At 57.8% G+C, this 19,457-nt stretch carries 34 protein-coding genes and 1 tRNA gene; 11 read left to right on the top strand and 24 right to left on the bottom strand.

Features of this window, described 5'->3' with window-relative positions; all coding sequences use genetic code 11:
• Positions 1-111: 111 nt before the first annotated feature.
• A tRNA-Ala gene (locus tag O1Y97_RS05480) sits at positions 112-187 on the top strand.
• Between the two features lie 525 nt (positions 188-712).
• Here O1Y97_RS05480 and O1Y97_RS26265 read toward each other — a convergent pair.
• The 9 genes from O1Y97_RS26265 to O1Y97_RS05440 all read right to left on the bottom strand — a co-directional run bounded on the left by O1Y97_RS26265 (position 713) and on the right by O1Y97_RS05440 (position 4,339).
• Positions 713-1,096, bottom strand: a complete 384-nt coding sequence (locus O1Y97_RS26265; protein ID WP_404801268.1) for a helix-turn-helix domain-containing protein — start codon at positions 1,094-1,096, stop codon at positions 713-715.
• Between the two features lie 26 nt (positions 1,097-1,122).
• Positions 1,123-1,473 carry a hypothetical protein gene (locus O1Y97_RS05475; RefSeq protein ID WP_318763381.1) on the bottom strand — a complete coding sequence of 117 codons (351 nt, stop codon included), beginning with the start codon at positions 1,471-1,473 and terminating at the stop codon, positions 1,123-1,125.
• A gap of 89 nt (positions 1,474-1,562) precedes the next feature.
• Positions 1,563-1,853 (bottom strand): hypothetical protein, encoded by a 291-nt coding sequence (locus tag O1Y97_RS05470; protein WP_318763380.1) that lies wholly within the window; start codon positions 1,851-1,853, stop codon positions 1,563-1,565.
• A 449-nt stretch (positions 1,854-2,302) separates the two neighbouring features.
• A complete protein-coding gene (locus O1Y97_RS05465; protein WP_318763379.1) occupies positions 2,303-2,596 on the bottom strand; it encodes a hypothetical protein in 294 nt (97 codons plus the stop codon).
• Positions 2,593-2,913, bottom strand: coding sequence for a hypothetical protein (locus tag O1Y97_RS05460; protein ID WP_318763378.1), 321 nt, complete (start codon positions 2,911-2,913; stop codon positions 2,593-2,595). Before O1Y97_RS05460 ends, O1Y97_RS05465 begins: the two co-directional genes overlap by 4 nt.
• The gene (locus O1Y97_RS05455) at positions 2,910-3,143 is read right to left on the bottom strand and encodes a hypothetical protein (protein WP_108679422.1); all 234 of its coding nucleotides are present in this window, start codon (positions 3,141-3,143) and stop codon (positions 2,910-2,912) included. Before O1Y97_RS05455 ends, O1Y97_RS05460 begins: the two co-directional genes overlap by 4 nt.
• A complete protein-coding gene (locus O1Y97_RS05450) occupies positions 3,140-3,577 on the bottom strand; it encodes a hypothetical protein (protein WP_318763377.1) in 438 nt (145 codons plus the stop codon). Before O1Y97_RS05450 ends, O1Y97_RS05455 begins: the two co-directional genes overlap by 4 nt.
• A 2-nt stretch (positions 3,578-3,579) precedes the next feature.
• The gene (locus tag O1Y97_RS05445) at positions 3,580-4,011 is read right to left on the bottom strand and encodes a hypothetical protein (protein ID WP_318763376.1); all 432 of its coding nucleotides are present in this window, start codon (positions 4,009-4,011) and stop codon (positions 3,580-3,582) included.
• Positions 4,012-4,060: 49 nt separating this feature from the next.
• Positions 4,061-4,339 (bottom strand): hypothetical protein, encoded by a 279-nt coding sequence (locus tag O1Y97_RS05440; protein ID WP_318763375.1) that lies wholly within the window; start codon positions 4,337-4,339, stop codon positions 4,061-4,063.
• Positions 4,340-4,481: 142 nt separating this feature from the next.
• Here O1Y97_RS05440 and O1Y97_RS05435 point away from each other — a divergent pair, with 142 nt between their 5' ends.
• The 4 genes from O1Y97_RS05435 (at position 4,482) to O1Y97_RS05425 (ending at position 6,199) form a co-directional block, all read left to right on the top strand.
• A complete protein-coding gene (locus tag O1Y97_RS05435; protein ID WP_318763374.1) occupies positions 4,482-4,724 on the top strand; it encodes a helix-turn-helix domain-containing protein in 243 nt (80 codons plus the stop codon).
• A gap of 69 nt (positions 4,725-4,793) precedes the next feature.
• Positions 4,794-5,357 carry a hypothetical protein gene (locus O1Y97_RS05430; protein ID WP_318763373.1) on the top strand — a complete coding sequence of 188 codons (564 nt, stop codon included), beginning with the start codon at positions 4,794-4,796 and terminating at the stop codon, positions 5,355-5,357.
• Positions 5,358-5,432: 75 nt separating this feature from the next.
• Entirely contained in the window at positions 5,433-5,708 is a 276-nt protein-coding gene (locus tag O1Y97_RS26260) for a DUF6074 family protein (RefSeq protein ID WP_404801247.1), read from the top strand.
• A complete protein-coding gene (locus tag O1Y97_RS05425; RefSeq protein WP_318763372.1) occupies positions 5,708-6,199 on the top strand; it encodes a thermonuclease family protein in 492 nt (163 codons plus the stop codon). The genes O1Y97_RS26260 and O1Y97_RS05425 overlap by 1 nt, the downstream gene beginning before the upstream one ends.
• A gap of 653 nt (positions 6,200-6,852) precedes the next feature.
• On the opposite strand, the gene O1Y97_RS05420 is transcribed toward O1Y97_RS05425, so the two are convergent.
• Positions 6,853-7,245 (bottom strand): hypothetical protein, encoded by a 393-nt coding sequence (locus O1Y97_RS05420; protein WP_318763371.1) that lies wholly within the window; start codon positions 7,243-7,245, stop codon positions 6,853-6,855.
• Positions 7,246-7,739: 494 nt separating this feature from the next.
• Here O1Y97_RS05420 and O1Y97_RS05415 point away from each other — a divergent pair, with 494 nt between their 5' ends.
• The 5 genes from O1Y97_RS05415 to O1Y97_RS05395 all read left to right on the top strand — a co-directional run bounded on the left by O1Y97_RS05415 (position 7,740) and on the right by O1Y97_RS05395 (position 10,530).
• The gene (locus tag O1Y97_RS05415; protein ID WP_318763370.1) at positions 7,740-8,027 is read left to right on the top strand and encodes a hypothetical protein; all 288 of its coding nucleotides are present in this window, start codon (positions 7,740-7,742) and stop codon (positions 8,025-8,027) included.
• Positions 8,028-8,093: 66 nt separating this feature from the next.
• A complete protein-coding gene (locus tag O1Y97_RS05410; RefSeq protein WP_318763369.1) occupies positions 8,094-8,561 on the top strand; it encodes a hypothetical protein in 468 nt (155 codons plus the stop codon).
• A gap of 17 nt (positions 8,562-8,578) precedes the next feature.
• The gene (locus O1Y97_RS05405) at positions 8,579-8,827 is read left to right on the top strand and encodes a hypothetical protein (RefSeq protein WP_318763368.1); all 249 of its coding nucleotides are present in this window, start codon (positions 8,579-8,581) and stop codon (positions 8,825-8,827) included.
• A 53-nt stretch (positions 8,828-8,880) separates the two neighbouring features.
• On the top strand, positions 8,881-10,014 hold the full coding sequence (locus tag O1Y97_RS05400) for a hypothetical protein (protein ID WP_318763367.1): 1,134 nt from the start codon (positions 8,881-8,883) through the stop codon (positions 10,012-10,014).
• Between the two features lie 126 nt (positions 10,015-10,140).
• Positions 10,141-10,530, top strand: coding sequence for a transglutaminase-like cysteine peptidase (locus O1Y97_RS05395; RefSeq protein WP_318764156.1), 390 nt, complete (start codon positions 10,141-10,143; stop codon positions 10,528-10,530).
• On the opposite strand, the gene O1Y97_RS05390 is transcribed toward O1Y97_RS05395, so the two are convergent.
• From O1Y97_RS05390 to O1Y97_RS05355, 8 genes are read right to left on the bottom strand one after another with little or no spacing between them, the layout of a single operon-like run.
• On the bottom strand, positions 10,527-10,781 hold the full coding sequence (locus O1Y97_RS05390; RefSeq protein ID WP_318763366.1) for a hypothetical protein: 255 nt from the start codon (positions 10,779-10,781) through the stop codon (positions 10,527-10,529). The genes O1Y97_RS05395 and O1Y97_RS05390 overlap by 4 nt on opposite strands.
• A gap of 21 nt (positions 10,782-10,802) precedes the next feature.
• Entirely contained in the window at positions 10,803-11,072 is a 270-nt protein-coding gene (locus O1Y97_RS05385) for a hypothetical protein (protein ID WP_318763365.1), read from the bottom strand.
• Entirely contained in the window at positions 11,072-11,296 is a 225-nt protein-coding gene (locus tag O1Y97_RS05380) for a hypothetical protein (protein ID WP_318763364.1), read from the bottom strand. Before O1Y97_RS05380 ends, O1Y97_RS05385 begins: the two co-directional genes overlap by 1 nt.
• Positions 11,293-11,739 carry a DUF5681 domain-containing protein gene (locus tag O1Y97_RS05375; RefSeq protein ID WP_318763363.1) on the bottom strand — a complete coding sequence of 149 codons (447 nt, stop codon included), beginning with the start codon at positions 11,737-11,739 and terminating at the stop codon, positions 11,293-11,295. Before O1Y97_RS05375 ends, O1Y97_RS05380 begins: the two co-directional genes overlap by 4 nt.
• A 51-nt stretch (positions 11,740-11,790) precedes the next feature.
• Positions 11,791-12,471: a hypothetical protein gene (locus O1Y97_RS05370; protein WP_318763362.1), complete on the bottom strand. Its 681-nt coding sequence runs from the start codon at positions 12,469-12,471 to the stop codon at positions 11,791-11,793.
• Positions 12,471-12,692: a hypothetical protein gene (locus O1Y97_RS05365; RefSeq protein WP_318763361.1), complete on the bottom strand. Its 222-nt coding sequence runs from the start codon at positions 12,690-12,692 to the stop codon at positions 12,471-12,473. Before O1Y97_RS05365 ends, O1Y97_RS05370 begins: the two co-directional genes overlap by 1 nt.
• Positions 12,670-12,882 carry a hypothetical protein gene (locus O1Y97_RS05360; RefSeq protein WP_318763360.1) on the bottom strand — a complete coding sequence of 71 codons (213 nt, stop codon included), beginning with the start codon at positions 12,880-12,882 and terminating at the stop codon, positions 12,670-12,672. The genes O1Y97_RS05365 and O1Y97_RS05360 overlap by 23 nt, the downstream gene beginning before the upstream one ends.
• Positions 12,879-13,034, bottom strand: coding sequence for a type II toxin-antitoxin system RelB/DinJ family antitoxin (locus tag O1Y97_RS05355; RefSeq protein ID WP_318763359.1), 156 nt, complete (start codon positions 13,032-13,034; stop codon positions 12,879-12,881). The genes O1Y97_RS05360 and O1Y97_RS05355 overlap by 4 nt, the downstream gene beginning before the upstream one ends.
• Here O1Y97_RS05355 and O1Y97_RS05350 point away from each other — a divergent pair.
• A complete protein-coding gene (locus O1Y97_RS05350) occupies positions 13,033-14,958 on the top strand; it encodes a DNA methyltransferase (protein WP_318763358.1) in 1,926 nt (641 codons plus the stop codon). The genes O1Y97_RS05355 and O1Y97_RS05350 overlap by 2 nt on opposite strands.
• 475 nt (positions 14,959-15,433) lie before the next feature.
• Here the strand turns inward: O1Y97_RS05350 and O1Y97_RS05345 are convergent, their stop codons facing one another.
• The 6 genes from O1Y97_RS05345 to O1Y97_RS05320 form a co-directional block, all read right to left on the bottom strand.
• Positions 15,434-15,913, bottom strand: a complete 480-nt coding sequence (locus tag O1Y97_RS05345) for a hypothetical protein (RefSeq protein WP_318763357.1) — start codon at positions 15,911-15,913, stop codon at positions 15,434-15,436.
• Positions 15,914-15,929: 16 nt separating this feature from the next.
• Entirely contained in the window at positions 15,930-16,169 is a 240-nt protein-coding gene (locus O1Y97_RS05340; protein WP_318763356.1) for a transcriptional coactivator p15/PC4 family protein, read from the bottom strand.
• The gene (locus tag O1Y97_RS05335) at positions 16,166-16,468 is read right to left on the bottom strand and encodes a winged helix domain-containing protein (protein ID WP_404801246.1); all 303 of its coding nucleotides are present in this window, start codon (positions 16,466-16,468) and stop codon (positions 16,166-16,168) included. The genes O1Y97_RS05340 and O1Y97_RS05335 overlap by 4 nt, the downstream gene beginning before the upstream one ends.
• Before the next feature lie 221 nt (positions 16,469-16,689).
• A complete protein-coding gene (locus O1Y97_RS05330; protein ID WP_318763355.1) occupies positions 16,690-16,860 on the bottom strand; it encodes a helix-turn-helix domain-containing protein in 171 nt (56 codons plus the stop codon).
• Positions 16,861-17,012: 152 nt separating this feature from the next.
• Entirely contained in the window at positions 17,013-17,471 is a 459-nt protein-coding gene (locus tag O1Y97_RS05325; protein WP_318763354.1) for a hypothetical protein, read from the bottom strand.
• 460 nt (positions 17,472-17,931) lie between these two features.
• A complete protein-coding gene (locus tag O1Y97_RS05320; RefSeq protein ID WP_318763353.1) occupies positions 17,932-19,167 on the bottom strand; it encodes a tyrosine-type recombinase/integrase in 1,236 nt (411 codons plus the stop codon).
• Positions 19,168-19,457: the final 290 nt, after the last annotated feature.

The raw sequence follows: 19,457 nt of genomic DNA, 5'->3' as shown, positions 1-19,457 counted from the left end.
CAAAGCCTTGCGATTGCCACCACGGTTGGTGGCGCAGGCCATGTCGCCCCTGCGTCACGTGCCGCTTGACAGAAGCCGCGCGCAGCCAATAAATGCGGCCATCCGCTGGACGGGGCTGTAGCTCAGCTGGGAGAGCGCGTCGTTCGCAATGACGAGGTCAGGAGTTCGATCCTCCTCAGCTCCACCAGCGGATTGTCCTACCAAATTGATTTTGCTGCGCCTTTTGAAAAACCCGCGCCCGCTCCCCACTTTCTTCCCCACTTAACCAAGTTGCAGCACCGCAGTTGAAGCCCGAAGCCGGGTGAACTAGATTTCCTGACGAAAGGCCCGTTCTGGAATGCCTTTCCTAGCCAGGGGTGCAGGCAAATGTTGCGTCGTGGCTTTCTCGTGCTTGGGGCTTTGGCCGCCCTCGCACTCCCCGCTCATGCAGAGGATTGCCGGTGGTATGTCCACGAGACAGACCCGGATTCATGGATACAGGACAACGGCGCCGATTTGTTAGTGCACTTCCCTGGTGATGGCGCTGCGAGCTTTCAATTCATCGTCTTTGGGGTTGAGGGCCTTCCTAACGTGAAGCGGGCTTCATTTACCGATCCACACGGCGCCGGGAACCCCTCAACGTTCCATTTCCGGTTTGCCGAGGTGAATGGGCGCAAGGCGATGATAGCGGACATGGCGTTCTACTATCAGGCATGCGAACAGCCCAAGCCGCCTACGCTCCCGCCCGCATAGGTCGTTCTACCCGCCGGGACGAAACCTGCCCAGTCTTCGAACTGTCGGCTTTGGCTTTGCGGGCTGCACGCTTCTCGCTCGACTGCTTCAGCCTTTCGCTTTGACGCTTCGCTAGTATTTCCTGAATGTCGTACACCCTGTGCGCGGGTGGCTTAGCTGTGTGTCTCTGACCCAATCTGCTGACAGGCGGGCCTGCAATCCTTCTTCTCTCTGCTTTGAACGCCTCGATGTCGGACGGCTCATACCGCCTAGCCTCGCGCTTTCCCCGCCCAACATCGATGTACGGGATTGCGCCATCTGCGGTTAGGTCGCGCAACTGGCGGCCCGATATGCCGAGTTCGATTGCGGCTTGTGCTGGGGTCATCAAGGGCATGAGCGCGCCGTACCGCTTCAGTATGATGTGCAGTTGACCGAATTTCCGAAGCGATTGCAGGAGGTAAATCGTGGGCGATTGGCTGCCGCGTTGGCTTGGAATGCGGCATTAGCGTTCGCTATCGCAGCCGACCTCTGCGCCGAAGCCATCCTTGACGAGGCTGCCTCGTTTTGGATGCATTGCGCCATTTCCGGCGTTCCCGGCTGAAATCCGTACGCTGTGCAGCGCTTCGAAAAATAGGCCGCGATGGTATTTGGCGATGCAGTGCTGAACCACGCGGGCGAGCCTGGAACGCCCATGTAGGTTTCACCATCCACGCCCTGACACCCGGCAAGTAACATGAATGCCAGCGCTGCTGCTCTTTTCATGACTTCCCCCCTACCCAAATATAAGCAAGCCCTCACCTAGCGGAAAAGTCAATGATGCGGGGAAACACACAACCCGCACTTCCAACCGCCTAGGTCTTTGTCGCCTTGAGCTGGCGCAACGGGTAATCGAGCCGGGCAGCTCGGTTCCTTTTCGGCTGAGGAGGGGCTTCGTCCGCCTTGGGTGCGGTCTCGGATAGCGCGGGTTCTTGGATGGTAGCGTTTCGCGCTTTGAAAGCCTCGGCCTCTGCGGCCTCTATCCTCAACAGCTTGCCGCCTAGGTGAAACGCTTTGAGTTCACCTCGCTCGATCAGGTTGCGTATGTGCCGCTCAGAGCACTGCCATTCCAGCGCGAGTGTCCGGGGACTGTAGGCATTTGGCATCTGCGCCTTCTCCGAAATGTCGTCAGAGTGCGCGTTGCATGTGTCGCTCTAATGTCGCCTTCTTATCGTTACGGTGCCGAAATGAAATGCGCTTGATTTTGTTTGATTAAAATCGAACGGCGGTGCCTATTCGAGCCTACTTTAGGCGAGCGGCATCAAGGGCTTGTCGATCTGACTGGTGGCCGGATAACCGGCGTCAAACCCTTGGAAAGATAATGGCTTTTCGAGCTAACTGGTAGTCCGGGCATTGCTACTTGTTTGCTACTTTTGCAAAGGATGCTCGGACCCATTACCAGCCATTTAATTGACTTAACCCATTGATTTTCAATGGGGCGAAGGTGAATGCGGGGCTGGCGATACTACTTGGAATCTATTTTAGTATGCACCAGCCACCATTTTCGCCCCATTATAAAACGGCCAAGACACTGTAAACATTGCGGTTTCGGGTTTTAACTCCCCACCGGGAGGCCATGCCATTTCGGGCCACTCTGCGGCACGTCCTGGCTTAGCGCCCACTGGCACGTTTCGCCGTCATAGTCGTTCATTTCCAAGTCGTGCTGTTCCTCAAGGTCGGCCAAGCCTTCGGGCGAATACTCCTCGTTCGCGGCCTCTCCCGCCGTCCACCCCAAATAGGGCTCTAGGTCCGGCTCGGGCTCGAATGCGTCGAGCATAGCAATCAGCCGCTCAATCTCATCCTCAATGCTGCGGCGAGTAGGATTGATGTGCGCACGGCGGGCGGTCATATCGCACCGCCCCTGGAGGCGTCCCCTGCATCGACGCTTTCAAAAAACACCTTGCCGCCGACCAAAATAGCCGTGACCTTCCGGCGACGGTCACAATTCAAGACCACATCCCACGGGCCTTCTTGGGGCGATACATGGTCGTCCATCGCCGCCCGAAGTTCATCAAGCGCCAGCTTGATACGGTCCATGCCCGACACGGGCGGGGTGGTGGCAGCCTCCACAACAGCAGGGGCGGCAACGGTCGCAACGGCAGCCGATGCGGCGGCGGTGTTTCGAAGGAATAGACGGCGAGTGATGCTCATTGCTTGCGCGCTCATGCTTCACCGCCTTTCCCTTCGTGGCGCGCTAGGGCGTCGTGCATCACGCCGACCAGTTCATGCGCGGTTCGCAGCCCAGCACCGATGGCGTCGGATAACTCGGTGGAATCGCCGCCATTCTGGATGGCCCAAGCCGCGCTCTCGCACAGGCGGATGATGGCCGCAGCTTCGTAGCTGCATTGCATCACTTGGTCGGCGGTCATGTCCTCTTGGGGAATAAAGCGGCTCATGAGTGCACCGCCTTCCTGCCACGGCGCGTAGCAGCGGCCTTGCGTTGCCCCTCAATACGATGCGCGAAAGCCTGCCGGTCTCGTTCTAAGGCGGCCTCGACTTCGGGGCACCAGCGGTTTCCCGTCGCAATCCGCTCTTTCCACCTAAGGAAGCGGACGGCGGGAGCTGCGACGAACAGAAGCTTGACGGCCTCGTGCTCCCAAGCCCTCTCAACGGTGACGCGGTAGCGGCGGGCCTGGATCGCTTCCAGACTATTCTTGCCGTGGATGGCTTCTGCCAGTCGGTAGGCCCACCAAGCCACTTCGCGTTGATGGTCGCACATCTTGAAGCGCGCCCACCCTTCTGCCCAAGCCTCAACCGGCCTGATGTAGTCAGTGAGCACATCGGCGCGGGGGCGGTCAATGTAGTTGGCCAGTGCCACAACGTTGCCCATGGTCAACCCTCCCGCACGACGACGACATTGAAGCGCTGCGGGTTGCTGTCATCGACAGCCCGGCCCATCCACAGCGACGTTGCCGTGGGGTCGATATCGCGGGCCGCCATAGAATAGGCCTTGGCGTGGAACTCTAGCCGGTGCTCGGCTGAGCCCCCCATGTCTCCGAAAAGTATGTTGCTGTGATACCCCGCAGACGCCGGGTAGATGTAGGCCATTGAGCGGCCTTCATCGCATTGCGCCAGTGCATTGGAGAGTTCGCGGGCCAACCTCCGGGCCTTCACCCATGGGTGTTCTGGCTCGACAGCCTCGGAAGGGGAAACCGCCAACCCAATAATGGCGCTGGAGAGGGCGAGGTTTGCGCCGGCAACAAGAGCGGTGCGGCGATTGATTTCGGGCATGCCTTCGGCGGCTGCCACCTTGCGCGTGGACATTGTCTTGTCTCCCTGATGTTGAGTTTTGTTAAGGTTGGGCGCTGCGTGCCTAGGCCGAAAACGCGGACATCTGGCCTTCCAGCGCTCGGCGCATTGGGGCGGTGTCATACCGCAGCGTCTTGAAGCTCAAGGCCTCAATCTGATTGGCCACAGCTTCCTTGCGGCGCTCTGCAACCGTCATGGCGGCTGCCTTGGCGTTCCGCCACGCGGTGGCGAGGTAGAACCCAAAATCAGAGCGGTTGAGTTTGAAGGTCAGGCTAGGCCGGGCTGCGAAGTGGCGGCGATACATGGCCCATGCTGCTGACATGATTTCCGAACGCGAGAACATAGCAGGTACGCCCCTTGCTCCATAAACACTTTCTGTCTATATCTAAGCATCTACATCGCATGGCGTCAACACTTTTCGTCCATTCATGATATGTAAATGTTTACGTATGCACCTTTATGGCCTAAGCGCAGGGGAGCTGACAATGATTGATGCCAAGCAAATCAGGGCTGCACGGGCTCTTTTGGAATGGTCGCAGCCGGACCTAGTGCAGGCCACCGGACTGTCGTTGACCACAATCCGACGCATGGAAGACAACCAGATCGGTCCCGCGCGCAGTTCGGCGGCGAACGTCCAAACGGTGCAATCCGCTTTGGAGAACGCTGGCGTTGTGTTCATCCCGAAGAATGGTGGCGGGGCTGGTGTCCGCCTAAAAAATCCAGACTGAGCCATGCATCATTTGCATTCGCCAGAAGTTGAGTCGGGTAGTTCCTGACCAAAAGGCAGATCAACATCGATGGCAAAATTCAGCCCACGCGACCATAGCAGGACCGAGCAAGGAACCGCCCTTGGCCGGGTATTGCGCAACACTGGCGCACCCAGGGACCAAGGCGCGTGGATGCCTATCTCCTGCGAGTTGCTGGAATCGATGGCTTTCCGAACCCTGAGCCCTAACGCTTCAAAGGTGTTCTATCGCATTATCATCGAACACCTGCGCCATGGCCGAACGGAAAACGGCAGGCTCATTGTCACCCATGCGCAGTTCACTGACTACGGGGTGACATCGGAGCTTATAGCCGACGCCATAGACGAGTTGGCTTTCAAGGGCCTGATAAAGGTATCTAGGGGCAGGGCTGGCAATGGAACAGCGCACCCGAATAGCTACCGCCTCACGTTGACGGGCACCCATGACGGCGCGGCGGCTACGAACGATTGGAAGGCCTGCACCCGCGATACTGCCAAAATGTGGACCGAAACCGTTCGGGACGAGATGCGGGCCAAGCGTGCCGCGAAAAAAAGCTCGCTTCGGGAAGGCGAAGTGCGCCCGCTTCGGGAACCCGAAGTGCGAAGGGCTGGCTAATGTCCCGACACGTCAAAAACCGCAACGAAAACAACAGATCAACCGACTTCGTGTTTCCGAAGTGCTATATAGATTATGGCCTATGGGCCAACGACCGTAGGGGGATGGGGCATGCCCACAGTGTCGTGTGAAGTCATCCCGTTCCCGACCAGTCGGCGAGTTGGCAAGATCCGGCGCACGGCTCAAGTCCTGTCTGAGAAAACCGGTAAGGGTGCCGACCACTATTGGCGCCAGGTCATCGAGGGAATGCGGTCGCAGATGCGAGCGGCTGCACTGTCTGACGAGGTGATCGATCGTGAGTTAGAAGACTTCGCCAGCCACGTCTTTTCAACGGTTCGGCAAGTCGGCTGATGATGCCTCAAACATCACTGGCCGTGCTGGCGGTATTGCTGAGCCTCGCCCCCGTTGCGGCACAAGGCCCCGTCATCGGTCGCGCGTCGGTTGTCGACGGCGACACGGTAGAGATTGCCGGCGAGCGCATCCGGTTCAATGGCGTGGACGCCCCCGAAAGCTGGCAGGTCTGCCACGATGGCAACGGCAAGGCCTACAGATGCGGACAGGCCGCCGCCAATGCCCTACATGAGTTCCTGGCCGCGTCCCGCCCGACAAGGTGCGAGTACCACAGCCGCGACCGCTACAAGCGCTTTGTGGGGGATTGCTACAGGGCAGACGGTGAGAGCGTATCCCGCTGGCTTGTCCGCAATGGGTATGCGCTGGATTGGAAGCGCTACAGCCGGGGAGCCTATGCAGCAGACCAGGCCGAGGCCAAGGCAGATCGGCGCGGCATGTGGCAGGGCGATTTTCTTGAGCCGTGGGAAGCACGCCGACTACGCGCGATGTGATGTCAGAAAAATCTTGGCTGTGGCCCCAGCCGCACCTATCTAGCCCCGATGAAGAAAACCCTGCACGTTCTCGCCCTGGCCGGTGCAATAGGCCTTGTCGCGGTGCTCTTGGTCTCTCCTGCGAGCCTGCGCCCTTCCACCAACCAGACTAACACCACCATTTCCGCCATACCCGCCCGCTGAGAGGCGATTGGGTGATGCCGATTCACCAGAGGCCTGCCACTGCCCTAACTAGCGCTGGCGGGCTTCTGTGTGAGTTTGCACCCACTCTCTTTTATACGGGGGAGGCATTAAGACGACCCAGGGGAAAGCCATTGAAGAATTCTTGCGTCCCGTTTACGACAAAGAAGCACACAAGCCGTTTGTGGCTACTGCAATGAGGGGGTTGTAATGATTGCTCTTCTTGTCGCCCTTGCGACCACTGCGCCTGTACCAAACCAGTCCACGCCGGCATCGGATCAAGTAGCTGCGGTGTGCTTTAAGACCGGAGAACAGGTGAGTGGCATGAACAAGATCTGCTACTATGATTGCTTGGGCTCCGCCGTCGCCATAACCATCGGCGCCGTTCAACTCTGCCCGCTATCGATCAACAACTAAACCGCCTCTATGTGCGCGTAGTGACCTGTTCATTACACAGAGCCCACGTTGACTAGCTACCGCCCATATTCTCGGAAGAAGCGCGGCAACTCCAAGGGGCCGCATCGATCTATCGGCTTCCATTCATCGGTTCGTAGCCAGGCGCCGCTGATTTTACCCTTTTCGCGGTCCTTGATTGGATCGAAGAGCGTGCCCTCGAAATGGGCCGCGAACACCTCGGAATCGGCGCGGGTCGCGAAGCAATAGAGCCGATAATCCTCGCTTTTGCCGTTGGGCCATTTCGCCATGACATGCAGCAGCATCGGTTCCGTTTCGAACTGGCGGCAGAAGGCTGCAATCAGGTCATAGTTCTCCATGCAGCAGAGGTCATTCGGGAGCGCCACCTGATGCGGCAGGTTCTTGCGGATATGCCAACGCTTCGCGTTCTCGCGTTTCTTCGCAGCGGTCATTCTTCCCGCCGCCCCTTCAACAGTGCCAACAGCTCCTCATATTTGGCGCCGCACCGTTCGTAGACACTCAGGCTGTTGGCCTTAGGACACCCAACGCGGGCGACAATTTCATCCAACAGGTGAGCCAGCGTGCGGTCTCCTCCCGTACGCACCATGGCATCCCTGTCGTATTGCCTCCGCAGCCCGCACTTTTCGCACGAGACGATGACCTTATCGGATGGGAATTCTGTGAGCAGCGGCATGAGAACGAAATAGGAACAGATGCCTTGCGGAGTCAATTCACATCACGCTAACGTATGGGCATCCGTGATGGAGGCCCTGATGGGATTGCACCTGAGAATCGGGGGAGTTTCCCCCGAAGATATCCGGCGTGGCATCGCTGCTGCGGAAGCCGTTTTCCATGCCGCCGGCATTTCGTCCCTGCGTCAATAGCCAATTCTTGCGATAGCTAAGCTTCAAGGGCCAATGCAGTCTCCCTCAAAAGGAGATGACCCATGGGCCTTGCAATTTGTGACATCGCGGCGGACGCACGCAGCACTTGGCAGTTTGTGTTCGACATAGACCAGCCGCAACTTTGGGTGCAGTTGGTGCCGAGCGACACGCGGCCCTACGTGCCCGACTATTTCACGATAGAAGACTTCTTCGAAGCGCCCCGCGCCAATCGGCTTCAGAAGAGAGCGCGCGAAAGCCTGTCCATCTTGTTCGCCGTCGCAATTGTTCAGCGCTGGCAACACAACCAACTGGGACCGAGATTGCAAAAAACTCCGCCACTTATAGGGTGACGGATGCCGAGCTAGGCTGCCGTGTGGCGCAACCTAGCGCTCCCGTCAGCTAATTGGGCGCCTTACGTGGACAAAGTGCGAATTGGGCATCGTATCGGGGGCGGCCGTCTCGCCTTCTTCCTTCCGATGACGATTGAGAGTTGGAAGTGGGACTACTCCCTGTCTCTAGGAAGTTTCGAGGGCGACCCTGACCCTGATCCTGTTTCCGAAAGCAAGACGCTCGAAATCCAATGCAAGGTCGTAAAATCGGACGGGCCAGGCAAGGCTGGCTTCCCCGTTGACGTGGGAGTCTTGTTCGGCCCCAAGCAAAAGGAAGAAGAGCGGCTTAAAATAAGGTCCGTGGGTGCACTCTACACGATACGCGGAGGTTATGAGGCTTCCATCCTCATGCCAAACGACATGCTGCCCGTTGCAATAACTATGCTCGCGGCCAATCGCTGGCGCTTCCTAGAGTTCGCTTGCGAGAAGCAAGTGCAAAGGGAGAGTGAGATAATCCAATACGAATTCAAACTTGCGCCCGACCCTGAAGACTGAGGCCCCAAGGATCGACCATGACCAGAAGGCTCGCCCTTTCCGCTCGCCAAGTAACTGCCATTTGCAAAGGGGCCGCAAAGGCGGGGTTCGTGGCGGAGGTCAAGATTGGCGACATTTTTGTGCGTCTCATGCCCGCTGAAATGGCGCAGGCACAAGGGGTAGGATTCGACCCAGACAACCCCGAAACGTTCGACACCTTTGAGCAGTATTTGGCATGGAGGGATAGGCAGCAACCTCCCGATGACGAAGTGAAAATACGGTTTTGACTCCACGACAGACCGCGCGAAAGTCTGTCCATCTCACGGATGGGAGCGCGACGATGGACAGAAAATACTTCACTCGCCAAGAGCTGTATGACCTGGTTTGGGCGACGCCAATGATGGACCTCGCGCCAACCTTCAATTTATCCGATGTCGGCCTGAAGAAGATCTGCCGAACGAATGATGTTCCAGTTCCACCGAGGGGTTACTGGAACAAAGTTCATGCCAGTCGTCCAACCGAAAAGACACCGCTTCCGCGCGGACAAACGGACAGGCAGATTGGCATCACAATAAAGGAGCCCTCCCCAAATTCGAAGGCCCTGAGGCAGTCCGCAGAGCGAACATTCTCTGCCATTTCGGTCAAAAAGGGAGGGGGGGCGAGCCGCATTGTTCGCGCCCTCGTTGCTGACACCAAGAGGGCGTTAAAAGCCGAGGTACCGGACGAAAAATATGGTGTGGTTAAGTCGGACCACCCCGGCCAGTTCTTCATTCGCGTTGCACCAAAATCAATCCCTCGCGCGATATCGCTACTTGAGTCGCTGTTGGTGGCTTGTGAAGGTGTCGGGCTGCATGTGGATCGGAATTGGCCGCGCCAAGCCGCCTTGTCTCTCGGCACAACGAGTCTCTCGTTATCGGTCGAGGAGCGGGTGAAGCAGATTCCTCATACGCCGACCCCGGAGGAAGTCGCGGAAAAGCGGAGATGGTCGTTCATTACGTATCCAAAATACGACTTTGTTCCCACTGGCGAACTTACGATAAAGGCCTCATCGGTTTTCCCGGCGATGGTGAAAACTAGTTGGTCTGACAGTCCTGAGGCCCCCCTGGAAACGCGCATTCATCAAGTTGTTCAGGGCCTGATGGTCGCTATGGAGGCCCGCAGACTTGAGGACCACAAGGCGGACGAGCGGCTCCACGCTGCGCAAATTGTGAAGGCGAACCGGCAGGCCCAAGAGAAGCAGGCCGAGGCCGAACGCGCCGCGTTTGAACGGCTATTTCGCGATGCTGATATGTGGTCCCGCGTTGAACAGGCAAAGCGCTATCTCAGCGCGATTGAACAGACAATTTCCAGCGGCCACCCGAATTTTGAAGGGGCATCGGCCTGGTTGAGATGGGCGAGAAATCGGCTAGAGGCGTCGGACCCCCTGAAAACGATTGATAGCTTGAACGTGCCGGGCGCAGCGGTCGGGGAGTAATCTCTGCGTTATTCGATCGGCTTGGTCCGGGGCATCGTCACCCGATTTTCTCACCATCGTCTATGAAGTTGGCGCCCTTCTCCCGCAACGCCATTTCGACAGCCAGGGCCGAGGAGACCGGCGCGGATCGCCCCGTGTCGTTCTCCAGGTCGTTCAACGTCGCGCGGCTCAGGCCTCCTGGAAAGTGTCAACGCTCAAACTAACGCTTCAATAGTCTACGTGCCTGAACGGATAGACCATTGGACATTGGCGCCGAAGCGGGGCGACTGCGATGACTATGCGCTGACCAAGCGAGACGATTTAATCAAACGGGGCGTGTCCAAGGGTGCGCTGCATATGGCCTTTGCCCTGATGGCTTGGGGTGAACCACATGTGGTGTTGCTAGTCGACACGACCGAAGGCCAGAAGGTTCTCGATAATCTGACGGATGAGGTCTACGACTTGGAGCAGATGATGGCACAGCGGCTTTCCATCCAAGACGCAACCCACCCGCGCAACTGGACTCAGATTTTCTAATTCACATTCCCGGTATCACTGAGGATATAGGCGGGCTTGTTGTAGCGCTCCCCGTCGCTACCGCCCGGCCCGCAGATGAGTCGGATTATGGCGATGTCGCCGCTAGCAGGGTCAAATCCTTCTGCCTCCAGCAGGCGCTCGGCTTCCGCTTCCTCTTCATCGCTGGCAACAAGCCTGATGACACGGTGCTGTTTCTTGGTGTCGGGCGAACTGCGCTCAAGGCGCTCTAAGCGGGAGAGTATGTTTGGCATCGGATCAACGCTCCATCATGGTCATACCGACCGGGTTTTGCCGTTCACTTCCGCGAGGATGACCTGGACGAACTTGCTGACCGCTATGGGGTCCAGATCGGGCGGCAACGTTCCGTCCACCAACCGCTGCGAAAAATCGGCCGCCAAAGCAGCTTCACTCATGCCAGATGCCGATTCTATGTTCGCCCTCAGCAACGCAATGGCTGTTTCTAGGTCCGAATCTGAGAGGTGAGCATAGGGGTCGGGCTGTGTTTTCCGCTCCAGCCTCTCCAGGCGCGACAGCATGCCCATCAGACGAGCTCTCCCAGCATTTCCTCATGGGATTTCAGGACACCTGTTAGATTGAAGGCCCGACCACCAATGGCGCCAGAAACCTCCTGCGGGCCGGGGCGCGAACGCAACAGCAGACCTTCGAGCTGGGTTTCGTAATCCTCTTGATCGGAAGCGATAATCGTTGCCACCTGTGTAGGTGGCCGGGAAGCCTCCAATCGCGCCATGCGAGCCAATAGGGTCATTTCTTCGCCTGCCTATCCTCAAGTGCTGCGATGCGTGCCGCTAGATCATTCGTTTCGATGGCCTTGCGCTGGGCCTCCAGGAGGCCAACAACCACCGCCCCCTCATCGGGCGATATCTCACCGTCAGCGACCTGCCGATTGATCACAGCGACCGCGTCAGGCAGATCTTCGGCCTTGTTGACCTCTGGCAGATCGAATTGAATTCTAGCGCCCTTGCGAGGGGGCCAAACACGGTCGAAGATTGCTCGAGCAGCGATTGCGTCCCCGCCCTTGGCCTTGGTTATCATTGCTCGCGCAATCTCCTCCACCTCGCCCTCTGCCAAAGCGTCGAGGGCTACCAGCACCTTAGACCGCGAGCCGGATGGCCTGCCGTTCGGGTTGCCAGACTGGCCGGGCTGGAATGGGCGCCCGCGCTGTTCATCTGCTGTTTTATCAGGGGACAAATGCTTCAGTGCCTCGTGTCACTGTGTGATGGGTCGGCTCGATGCGGTCGCCTATCGGAATGACGCAGCGGCGATAAAGAGACCCCAGCCCCCCGCAACGCTGTTTGTGCCAGATACCGTGACCGGGCGGCCTACTTGAGCGGCGAGGTTTGCAGTGCTGCCGCTGTTCACTCGAATAGATGACGTGACGTTTTCATAGTCTTCGGTAACACCCGCTGAGAATGTCATCGTCGTGGTGTTGAAGCTGCTGGCCAGTCCCGAAGCGATGACAAATCCGCCCGGAGCCACATCAAGATTGACTGTTTTGCTGCCGCTAGCCCCAGCAATGACACCAGAGATGCCGGTAGCGATATCTGTTTGGGTTGCGTAGTTGTCCACACGATAGGCGCCCATGCTAGAGCGATGAATAGTCCCACTGAAGTTGATAACGATATCGCCAGTAATCGGGGTCGGGACAGCAGCTGAGATAATGGCCACCCCCGGCGCTGTCGAAGCGGCATCGTTGATTTGGCAATTCACCGTTGCCGCCTGGCCGCCGATAGTTGCCGATGACACAGTGCGAGCCGTGCCACTATCCATCGTCCAGCCAATCGCCACCACGACTAATCCGCCAAGGCTGACGCCTGAGTAGGTATGGGTCGCGCTGGTGCTGACAAGCTGACTTTCCGTGATCAGCTCCGGCGCTGGGTAAGTAGGAAGCCCAGCCATCATTCCACAAAAACCTGGCAGCATCAGCCTATCTCCTTGAAATTCGACTGTTTCGCTGCCTGGATTTCGGCAAATAGAGCGGGCATGCCTTTGACGATTTCACCGATATGCAGCTGCAAAAGCTCGCGCGGCGTGATGTCCGGATTAGCCTCCATCGCCTTTTCGGTGAGGGCGTTTGCCCGCCTGATGTTCTGTTCCTGCCACTCGCGCCCGAAGGGCTCGTTATCCGTTGCCATTGCCCGCATCCTTGCTCATCGCGGCCAGGGCCGCCGTTTCGTCGTCAATCAGGAAACTGCGCCCCTCGAGGTGAACCCCTGGCAGCAGGCCGGCGCGCGCGTCAGCTACAATCTGTCCGACAGAACGGCACTCGCTGCGATGCCGTAGCCAAAGCGCCATCAGATTCATTTCGATGGGGGAAGCAGTAGCGGCCATCATGCCGCCACGCGCTGAGTGGCTTCTGTCAGGCTTAGGCGCACCAGGTCGCTGAGTGTTACGCCGCGCTCTTTCGCAATCTCGGCAAAACGTCGCTTTTCCTCCTGCGTCACGCGGAGACGGATATTTTCGATCATTGCAGCGCTAAGGCGCATGAAGAACCGTCCTGTCATCAAACACAGGACAATTTATCAGTCATCGCTATTGCTGGCGTTCCGCATCATCAGCAATGTGCTGCATTATCCGCATCCACTTCGCCCGGGCCAGCACCAGCAAAAAACCCCTCATTTCGCGTTAACCAAGTGCGCGTATTGTGGAAACACTCTAGCGGGTGGGGCCATGAACAAACTGTTCTTCGGAGACAATCTGGACTGGTTGCGGAGCGGAAAGATCAAGGATGATTCAGTAGATCTGGTTTACCTAGATCCCCCCTTCAACTCTAAAGCCACCTACAATATTCTTTACAAATCACCTATTGGCGCGGACGCTCAAAAGAAGGCTTTTGAGGATACTTGGCGATGGGAAGATGATGCCGAAGCCGCCATGGAGGCAGTTCGCAAGGCCGATGTCGCCATTTTTCGAGTGCTTCAGGCTCTCCAGGGTTTCTTGGGACAAAGCGATTTGATGGCCTACTTGGCCATGATGACGGTACGGCTCATCGAATTGAGGAGAGCTTTGAAACCGACTGGAAGCATTTATCTGCATTGCGACCCGACTGCGAGCCACTACCTAAAAGCTGTTATGGACGCCATTTTTGGGGCACAGAATTTCCGAAATGAAATCATCTGGCTTCGATCAAGAAACCCAAAAGGCTCCCAGCATGCGAGCAAGAAATTTAGCCCGAGCACTGACACGATCCTCTATTACGCTCGATCTGACGAAACGCCCTTCTATGAAGAAGCGGTGCGCGTGGCGCTTCAGCCGCAAGAATTGATCGAGAAATATGAACGGACTGATGAACGTGGGCGATTCACGGATGGACCAATACTTCGTTCCGCGAGCATGGGCATGCGCCCCAATCTTGTTTATGAGTACAGGGGTTATACCCCGCCTGCCTATGGCTGGCGGGTCGAGCTTGAGAAGCTCAAGGAAATTGACGAAGCCGGCAATCTGGCATGGTCAAAATCTGGCGCTCCCCGCAGAAAATTGCGACCTGATGATGATCGGGGCAATCCGGTAGGTAGTTTCTGGGGGGACATTGCGCCTGTCAATTCGCAGGCGGAGGAGCGCATCGGCTACCCAACTCAGAAGCCCCTAGCGCTGCTTGAGAGGATAATTCAGGCATCGAGCGTGCCTGGCGATTTAGTGTTGGACCCATTCTGTGGGTGCGGAACAGCCGTACATGCAGCAGAGCGCCTTGGGCGCTCATGGATTGGCATCGATGTCACATATTTAGCAATCCAAGTGATCGAGGACCGCATAAAGACGTGGCTTCCCAACGCAAGGTACTCAGTTGAAGGGATACCTAAAGACGAGTTCGCTGCGCGAAAACTTGCCGAAATCAAGCCTCATGTCTTCCAAGAATGGGCGGTCGGTCGCGTCGGCGGTCAATCGAGAGGACGCGGACCCGACAAGGGCATAGACGGGGAAATTGCGTTCATTGCCGGCCCGAGCAAATATGGACATGGCATCGTGTCAGTCAAAGGTGGCAAAAATGTCGGCCCAGACGCGATTAGGGACCTCAAGGGCGTTATCCAGAGGGAGCACGCCGACGTTGGCATTTTCATATGTTTGAACGACCCCACTCCGGACATGCGAACTGAAGCCGCATCGGGCGGGCGCATTGAACTGCCCGGCGGTGAGCGGCCCCGAATTCAAATCGTCACCGTCAGAGATTTGGTTGGTGGCCCTAACCTTGGGATTCTCACTGAGTTGAACACTGTGCGCGCTAGCCAGGAGGCGCGAGCGGTCCAGCGGAAGAAGCCACCAACAAAACCGACTGCAGAGCAGTTGCGACGGGAACCACCACTGCCTCCGATGCCAATAAAGGGCGGGAAAATAGGAACACAACAAAGCATCCTTCCGTTGGAGAAGCCGCAACTCGCTCAACCTTATAAGAAATTACGCAGGAAACGGTAGAGATTGCTCATTCGCTGATTGCATTTCTCTCGTAGGCCGCTAGGGCGGGGCCATCGCCCTTAGCTACTATTTCCAGCCCAATTGGATCCACACGCCACGGCGCCTTCCAATGCAACTGCTTTCCGATGCCGTAGCGCTTGCACCACCTGGCTATGGTGTCAGGTGAGACGCCCGCAATTCCAGCGGCCTGCTGGAGCGTGAGAGGCTTAGTGCGATCCATTGCCGAAGCCTCTCTGAAGGGCGTGGACGTTTGCTAGCTTGGCTATGACCCTCCTAAGCCCCATGGCACTGACGGTTCGCACTTCATCAGCTTTTCCGAGGGGCGTTTCAGCGAAAGCGAGAATGGCGGTCTCAAGGTCTTTCCCTTGGTTTTTGTCTTGGTCTCTTCTCGGTCTAGGTCTCCGTCTGTGTCTCAGGTCTCTGTCTCTATATATCGATAGGGTCTCGATACCGTATGGAGAAGGTATGGGCATTATCAGCGCCCTCCTTTTACGAGGCGGGTGTTTGAAAGGCCGGCTGTGTGGAATGGGGTGTGCGGCGGCACAACCTTGGCAGTGCGGATCTCATCGGCCGCCAGGAACTCGTTTTCCACTTTTTCGCGGACAGCGTCGCTTTCGATTGCCTCGATGATGCGGCGCGTTCCAAGTGAATGCTTCTCGTTCATCGGAGCGTTGTGCCTGAACCAGCGATCTACGTAGATTTCCTCGGTGGCAGGGTCGAATGTGACTAGGTCGGCTCTGACCAGCCGTTCGCGAGCCTCAGTGTACGTCGCAGGCTCCCACCCCAAGTCGGAGCAGGCGTACCCATCAGGCAATCGAAAACAGCCGGCGCTGTTTTGGTGTTCACAAGTGAGGAAATAGAGGTACAGAATCTGGGCAATACTGCACTCCAGCCCGGTGAACCTCCCCGACCGCCACACGGCCGGGGAAACTTTGGAGAACTCGCGCTTGCTCATTGTCGCGCTCTCCGGCTCATTTCAGGTAGCCCTTGGCCCTGGCCGTCATCAGTGCCGAGGTGACGGCTTCCGCGAAGCTCTCCAGGCACTCAAGACGTAGGGCCAACCCTGCCTTGCCGGGGCGCTTCGTGCCGTCGCCTACCTCATAGTAGACACGGGTATTGAACATGCGCCGCCCGTGCAACACGTCGAGCGAGACGCGAACCTCCTCAGTCATGTTCTTCTCGACTATGGCGATGGGGATTGAATTGCTCATGCCGCCGCCCTCTCGTTGGTTTCGAGGATGGTGACGGGAGCCCTCAAGACATACCGCGCATGGCAGCCGGGAAAGTCGCCCTTGTGCCCCTCGTGGATCGTCTCGACGTGAACACCAGCCTTGCGGAGCTTGTGCACGTATCCGCTCCACCTGGGGGCGGGTTGATCGATCGGGGTGCAGCCCTTTTCACCAGCTGTATGGAGCCGCAACAAACACCATGCGTCCCGTCCAACGAAGGTAATGGGCATGCCGTCAGGTTCGATGCGGATTCGCACCGAAAGCTTTTCGTTGGTGCTCATGCGAACCTCCCGCCGATCTGCGCTAGCTCGCAGACAACGCGGGCACGTGTGGGGGAGATAAAGAACCGGGCCGCGATGATTGAGGCCGCAAATTCTGTTGCGGTGACCGTTGCGCTAGTGGGGGTGATGCGGTAATTTCCAGCCGTCAAAGCCTTAGAAATTCCGCCGCTCTCCGATGCCAGTCGGGGGGCGGTTTCCATTTGTACGCTCATGGTGTCACCTCACGCGCTCGGGAGGTTTTCGACATAGGAGCGCAGTTCTGAAACCAGAACCAAAGTCCTCTTGCCGTTCTTACGAGGGGTGAGCTTGCCGGCCTTGAACAGCTTGTAGATGGCTGAGCGAGAAAGCCCGCTCATTTCCACGGCGCCTTCGATATCGACTGAGATAGTCATGGGTGGTTTCTCCTGAAACCTGGCTGGCTACCGGCCAACCGCGCAACATGACTGCGTGTCATGTCGTTGCCCATTGTGCCCATAGACGGCACTGGCTCCAGAAAGCAGGAAAAATAATTCGTAACGTCTCAAATGCTCCCTAAGGGAGCGAACTACTTGCCATGAGCGCGGGTCAATTGCTCCCTTTTCTTGGCCCCGGCTTCCTTGCGGACACGGCGAATACGTTCCGCGACTGCCCCCGCAGTCAGGGCCTTTTCGCGGTACCCTTCTGGAGCCATTTGCAGTAGCGCGCACACAAACTCGCTGAATTTGCTCGGCACTTCGCCGTTGTAATACGGGCCATACAGCAGCCCAAAGTCTCGCGCCCACTCACCAAGGCGAAGCAATAGCCGCTGCTGCGCTGTCCAGGCTGGCAGGGTATCGGCGGCGGCTTCTAATGCGCGTTTCTCAATCTCTGAGGCCGACCGATTTGCAGCGACCCTTAGTGCCTGCGCGATGTCGCGCAGTATTTCTCTGGTCAATCGGATTCCGAACCCTACTTCCGGTGGCTGATAGTGGTCATCAAAGCGCTCCCACGACGAACCTTTTTCGTCCGGTCGCAGAATTACCAAGTCCCCTCTATTAGGCCGTATAGGGACCGCATCTCGATCAAGGAATTGATCTACGATTGCATCAAACGCATAGGCGGCATCCCCGTTCGCTGGGGGAGCTCCATAGGCTAATGCCCACATTGTGGTAGCAGCCTGTTCAAGAGGCGCTAGGTTATCGGCGACATCCCGCCAGGTTTGCCGGGACAGCTCGACGCGCCTATCTGCCAAATAGTCATCCGCTATCCGAGACAGCCCTGCCCTTGCCGGTGCGGAAATCGACTGGCCGTAGGCCCCTTCAAGCTGTTCAAACCTTCCGCCCTCCTCCAAAGCATAGGACGGGTCGGGACCGCTATAAGAAGCCCACGGCAGGGGAGTTTTCGGTATCACTCGCGCACCTCGCGAGCACCTTATGAGGCCGCAGGGAAACCGGGAGGTGCTAACCCCGGCTTGTCGGATGGCCGTCCTATCCCTGCGGGTTCATTCAAGCCCGGGTGCGGGCCTCATCAAACTTCAACACGTTTCCAGCCTTCGCCGCTGCCAGATAGTCTGCCCACGCCTGCATCAACTTGCGGCGCTTCTCCAGCGCGTCGGAACGGCGATAGGCGCGCTCGACTTCATTGCCGACCTTGTGGGCTAGTGCCGCTTCCGCAACCTCTCGCGGGAAAGATGTGGCATCACCGCACCAGTCTCGGAAGCTGGACCGGAACCCATGCACGGAAAGCTCGCCAAGCTTCATCCGCCGAAGCATCATCATCATCGACATATTCGACAGCGGGCGCCCGTGCTTTGCGTCCTTTTTGTTCCCGGGCCGTGGCAAGCCGGGGAAGACGTAATCCCCCGTACGGTTCTCCTTGAGCGTCTCAAGCAGGGCAATTGCTGCCGCCGACAACGGGACCGTGTGGGCCTCGCCCGCCTTCATTCGCTCTGCTGGAACCTTCCATAGCTTGTGCGGAAAGTCGATTTCCGTCCAGCGGGCCCCAAGCGTCTCGCCCGACCTGGCAACAGTCAGAATTGTGAACTCCAGCGCTCTTGCGCTCATCCCCTCTGCCTTACGCAACTTGGCCATGAAGCCCGGGACATCCTTGTAAGGCATCGCCGGTTGGTGACCGCGCTGGAGCTTTTGCCGCTTGGGCAGCAGATTGCGAAGATTACCGCGCCACGCTGCGGGGTTCTCACCTGAGCGCCAGCCTTTGACCTTGGCAAACTCAAGAACACGCTCCATCCGACCGCGAAGGCGGGACGCGGTTTCGCTCTTGGCCTGCCAGACAGGCGAAAGCACCTTCAACACGTCATCGTTTGTGACCTGGGAGACGCGCTTGGTGCGGATCGACTTGCAATAAGTATCCCCGAGCGTCTGCTTCCATTGGTACTCGTGCTTGGCGTTGCGCCACTCGGATCTGATGCTTTCAATGTATCGATCAGCGCATTCACCAAAGGTGGGTTCGGCCTCTTTCGACTTCTCAGCTATCGGGTCGCGGCCTTCTTGCACGGCAAGTCGATGTTCGTTCGCCTTCTGGCGTGCTTTCGCGAGCGTGACGAGCGGATAGCTTCCCATGCCCATCTCACGGCGCTTGCCGTCCTTCACCCACATGAACACCCACGACTTCGCGCCAGACGGTGAAACATTGAGATAGAGCCCGCCGCCGTCGCTATAGCGGCCCGGCTTCTTTGCAGCCTTGGCGGATGCGTCTGACAGTTTGCTAAGTGTTCTGGCCATTCCCCACTTAATTCCCCACTTCGAAGTGGGGATAGTACAGGACGACACGAAACGACCCAAGACATAAAATGCTCTCTAAGCCTTATAGCACAATGCAATCAGGGACGGCTTGAAACATGGTGGGACGCATGTTCGGTGGACCTCAGCTCCACCAGCGGATCAATTCCACTAAATCAGCAGCACAATCGGTCCGCACGCTCCGCGCAACGAGATCCGGGCTCGTTCGCCGTGTCATCGAAGCGACGAACCGAACCTGGATTCGGTGCGCCGGTTCGGCACGCTGCCGGCTT

Source organism: Aminobacter niigataensis, assembly GCF_946995915.1.
Lineage (GTDB): Bacteria > Pseudomonadota > Alphaproteobacteria > Rhizobiales > Rhizobiaceae > Aminobacter > Aminobacter niigataensis.
This window is presented reverse-complemented; position numbering and strand designations above follow the sequence as displayed.

Excerpts from the sequence above, each read along its gene's own strand:
- O1Y97_RS26265 (WP_404801268.1), bottom strand. The coding sequence starts at position 1,096 with ATGACCCCAGCACAAGCCGCAATCGAACTCGGCATATCGGGCCGCCAG.
- O1Y97_RS05435 (WP_318763374.1), top strand. The coding sequence starts at position 4,482 with ATGATTGATGCCAAGCAAATCAGGGCTGCACGGGCTCTTTTGGAATGG.
- O1Y97_RS05340 (WP_318763356.1), bottom strand. The coding sequence starts at position 16,169 with ATGAGCAATTCAATCCCCATCGCCATAGTCGAGAAGAACATGACTGAG.
- O1Y97_RS05400 (WP_318763367.1), top strand. The coding sequence starts at position 8,881 with ATGGACAGAAAATACTTCACTCGCCAAGAGCTGTATGACCTGGTTTGG.
- O1Y97_RS05455 (WP_108679422.1), bottom strand. The coding sequence starts at position 3,143 with ATGAGCCGCTTTATTCCCCAAGAGGACATGACCGCCGACCAAGTGATG.
- O1Y97_RS05405 (WP_318763368.1), top strand. The coding sequence starts at position 8,579 with ATGACCAGAAGGCTCGCCCTTTCCGCTCGCCAAGTAACTGCCATTTGC.
- O1Y97_RS05330 (WP_318763355.1), bottom strand. The coding sequence starts at position 16,860 with ATGACTATCTCAGTCGATATCGAAGGCGCCGTGGAAATGAGCGGGCTT.
- O1Y97_RS05460 (WP_318763378.1), bottom strand. The coding sequence starts at position 2,913 with ATGAGCGCGCAAGCAATGAGCATCACTCGCCGTCTATTCCTTCGAAAC.
- O1Y97_RS05470 (WP_318763380.1), bottom strand. The coding sequence starts at position 1,853 with ATGCCAAATGCCTACAGTCCCCGGACACTCGCGCTGGAATGGCAGTGC.
- O1Y97_RS05380 (WP_318763364.1), bottom strand. The coding sequence starts at position 11,296 with ATGACCCTATTGGCTCGCATGGCGCGATTGGAGGCTTCCCGGCCACCT.
- O1Y97_RS05335 (WP_404801246.1), bottom strand. The coding sequence starts at position 16,468 with ATGAGCACCAACGAAAAGCTTTCGGTGCGAATCCGCATCGAACCTGAC.
- O1Y97_RS05320 (WP_318763353.1), bottom strand. The coding sequence starts at position 19,167 with ATGGCCAGAACACTTAGCAAACTGTCAGACGCATCCGCCAAGGCTGCA.
- O1Y97_RS05415 (WP_318763370.1), top strand. The coding sequence starts at position 7,740 with ATGGGCCTTGCAATTTGTGACATCGCGGCGGACGCACGCAGCACTTGG.
- O1Y97_RS05345 (WP_318763357.1), bottom strand. The coding sequence starts at position 15,913 with ATGAGCAAGCGCGAGTTCTCCAAAGTTTCCCCGGCCGTGTGGCGGTCG.
- O1Y97_RS05450 (WP_318763377.1), bottom strand. The coding sequence starts at position 3,577 with ATGGGCAACGTTGTGGCACTGGCCAACTACATTGACCGCCCCCGCGCC.
- O1Y97_RS26260 (WP_404801247.1), top strand. The coding sequence starts at position 5,433 with ATGGCCTATGGGCCAACGACCGTAGGGGGATGGGGCATGCCCACAGTG.
- O1Y97_RS05430 (WP_318763373.1), top strand. The coding sequence starts at position 4,794 with ATGGCAAAATTCAGCCCACGCGACCATAGCAGGACCGAGCAAGGAACC.
- O1Y97_RS05350 (WP_318763358.1), top strand. The coding sequence starts at position 13,033 with ATGAAGAACCGTCCTGTCATCAAACACAGGACAATTTATCAGTCATCG.
- O1Y97_RS05425 (WP_318763372.1), top strand. The coding sequence starts at position 5,708 with ATGATGCCTCAAACATCACTGGCCGTGCTGGCGGTATTGCTGAGCCTC.
- O1Y97_RS05420 (WP_318763371.1), bottom strand. The coding sequence starts at position 7,245 with ATGACCGCTGCGAAGAAACGCGAGAACGCGAAGCGTTGGCATATCCGC.
- O1Y97_RS05385 (WP_318763365.1), bottom strand. The coding sequence starts at position 11,072 with ATGGGCATGCTGTCGCGCCTGGAGAGGCTGGAGCGGAAAACACAGCCC.
- O1Y97_RS05360 (WP_318763360.1), bottom strand. The coding sequence starts at position 12,882 with ATGATGGCCGCTACTGCTTCCCCCATCGAAATGAATCTGATGGCGCTT.
- O1Y97_RS05390 (WP_318763366.1), bottom strand. The coding sequence starts at position 10,781 with ATGCCAAACATACTCTCCCGCTTAGAGCGCCTTGAGCGCAGTTCGCCC.
- O1Y97_RS05465 (WP_318763379.1), bottom strand. The coding sequence starts at position 2,596 with ATGACCGCCCGCCGTGCGCACATCAATCCTACTCGCCGCAGCATTGAG.
- O1Y97_RS05440 (WP_318763375.1), bottom strand. The coding sequence starts at position 4,339 with ATGTTCTCGCGTTCGGAAATCATGTCAGCAGCATGGGCCATGTATCGC.
- O1Y97_RS05475 (WP_318763381.1), bottom strand. The coding sequence starts at position 1,473 with ATGAAAAGAGCAGCAGCGCTGGCATTCATGTTACTTGCCGGGTGTCAG.
- O1Y97_RS05365 (WP_318763361.1), bottom strand. The coding sequence starts at position 12,692 with ATGCGGGCAATGGCAACGGATAACGAGCCCTTCGGGCGCGAGTGGCAG.
- O1Y97_RS05370 (WP_318763362.1), bottom strand. The coding sequence starts at position 12,471 with ATGCTGCCAGGTTTTTGTGGAATGATGGCTGGGCTTCCTACTTACCCA.
- O1Y97_RS05355 (WP_318763359.1), bottom strand. The coding sequence starts at position 13,034 with ATGCGCCTTAGCGCTGCAATGATCGAAAATATCCGTCTCCGCGTGACG.
- O1Y97_RS05445 (WP_318763376.1), bottom strand. The coding sequence starts at position 4,011 with ATGTCCACGCGCAAGGTGGCAGCCGCCGAAGGCATGCCCGAAATCAAT.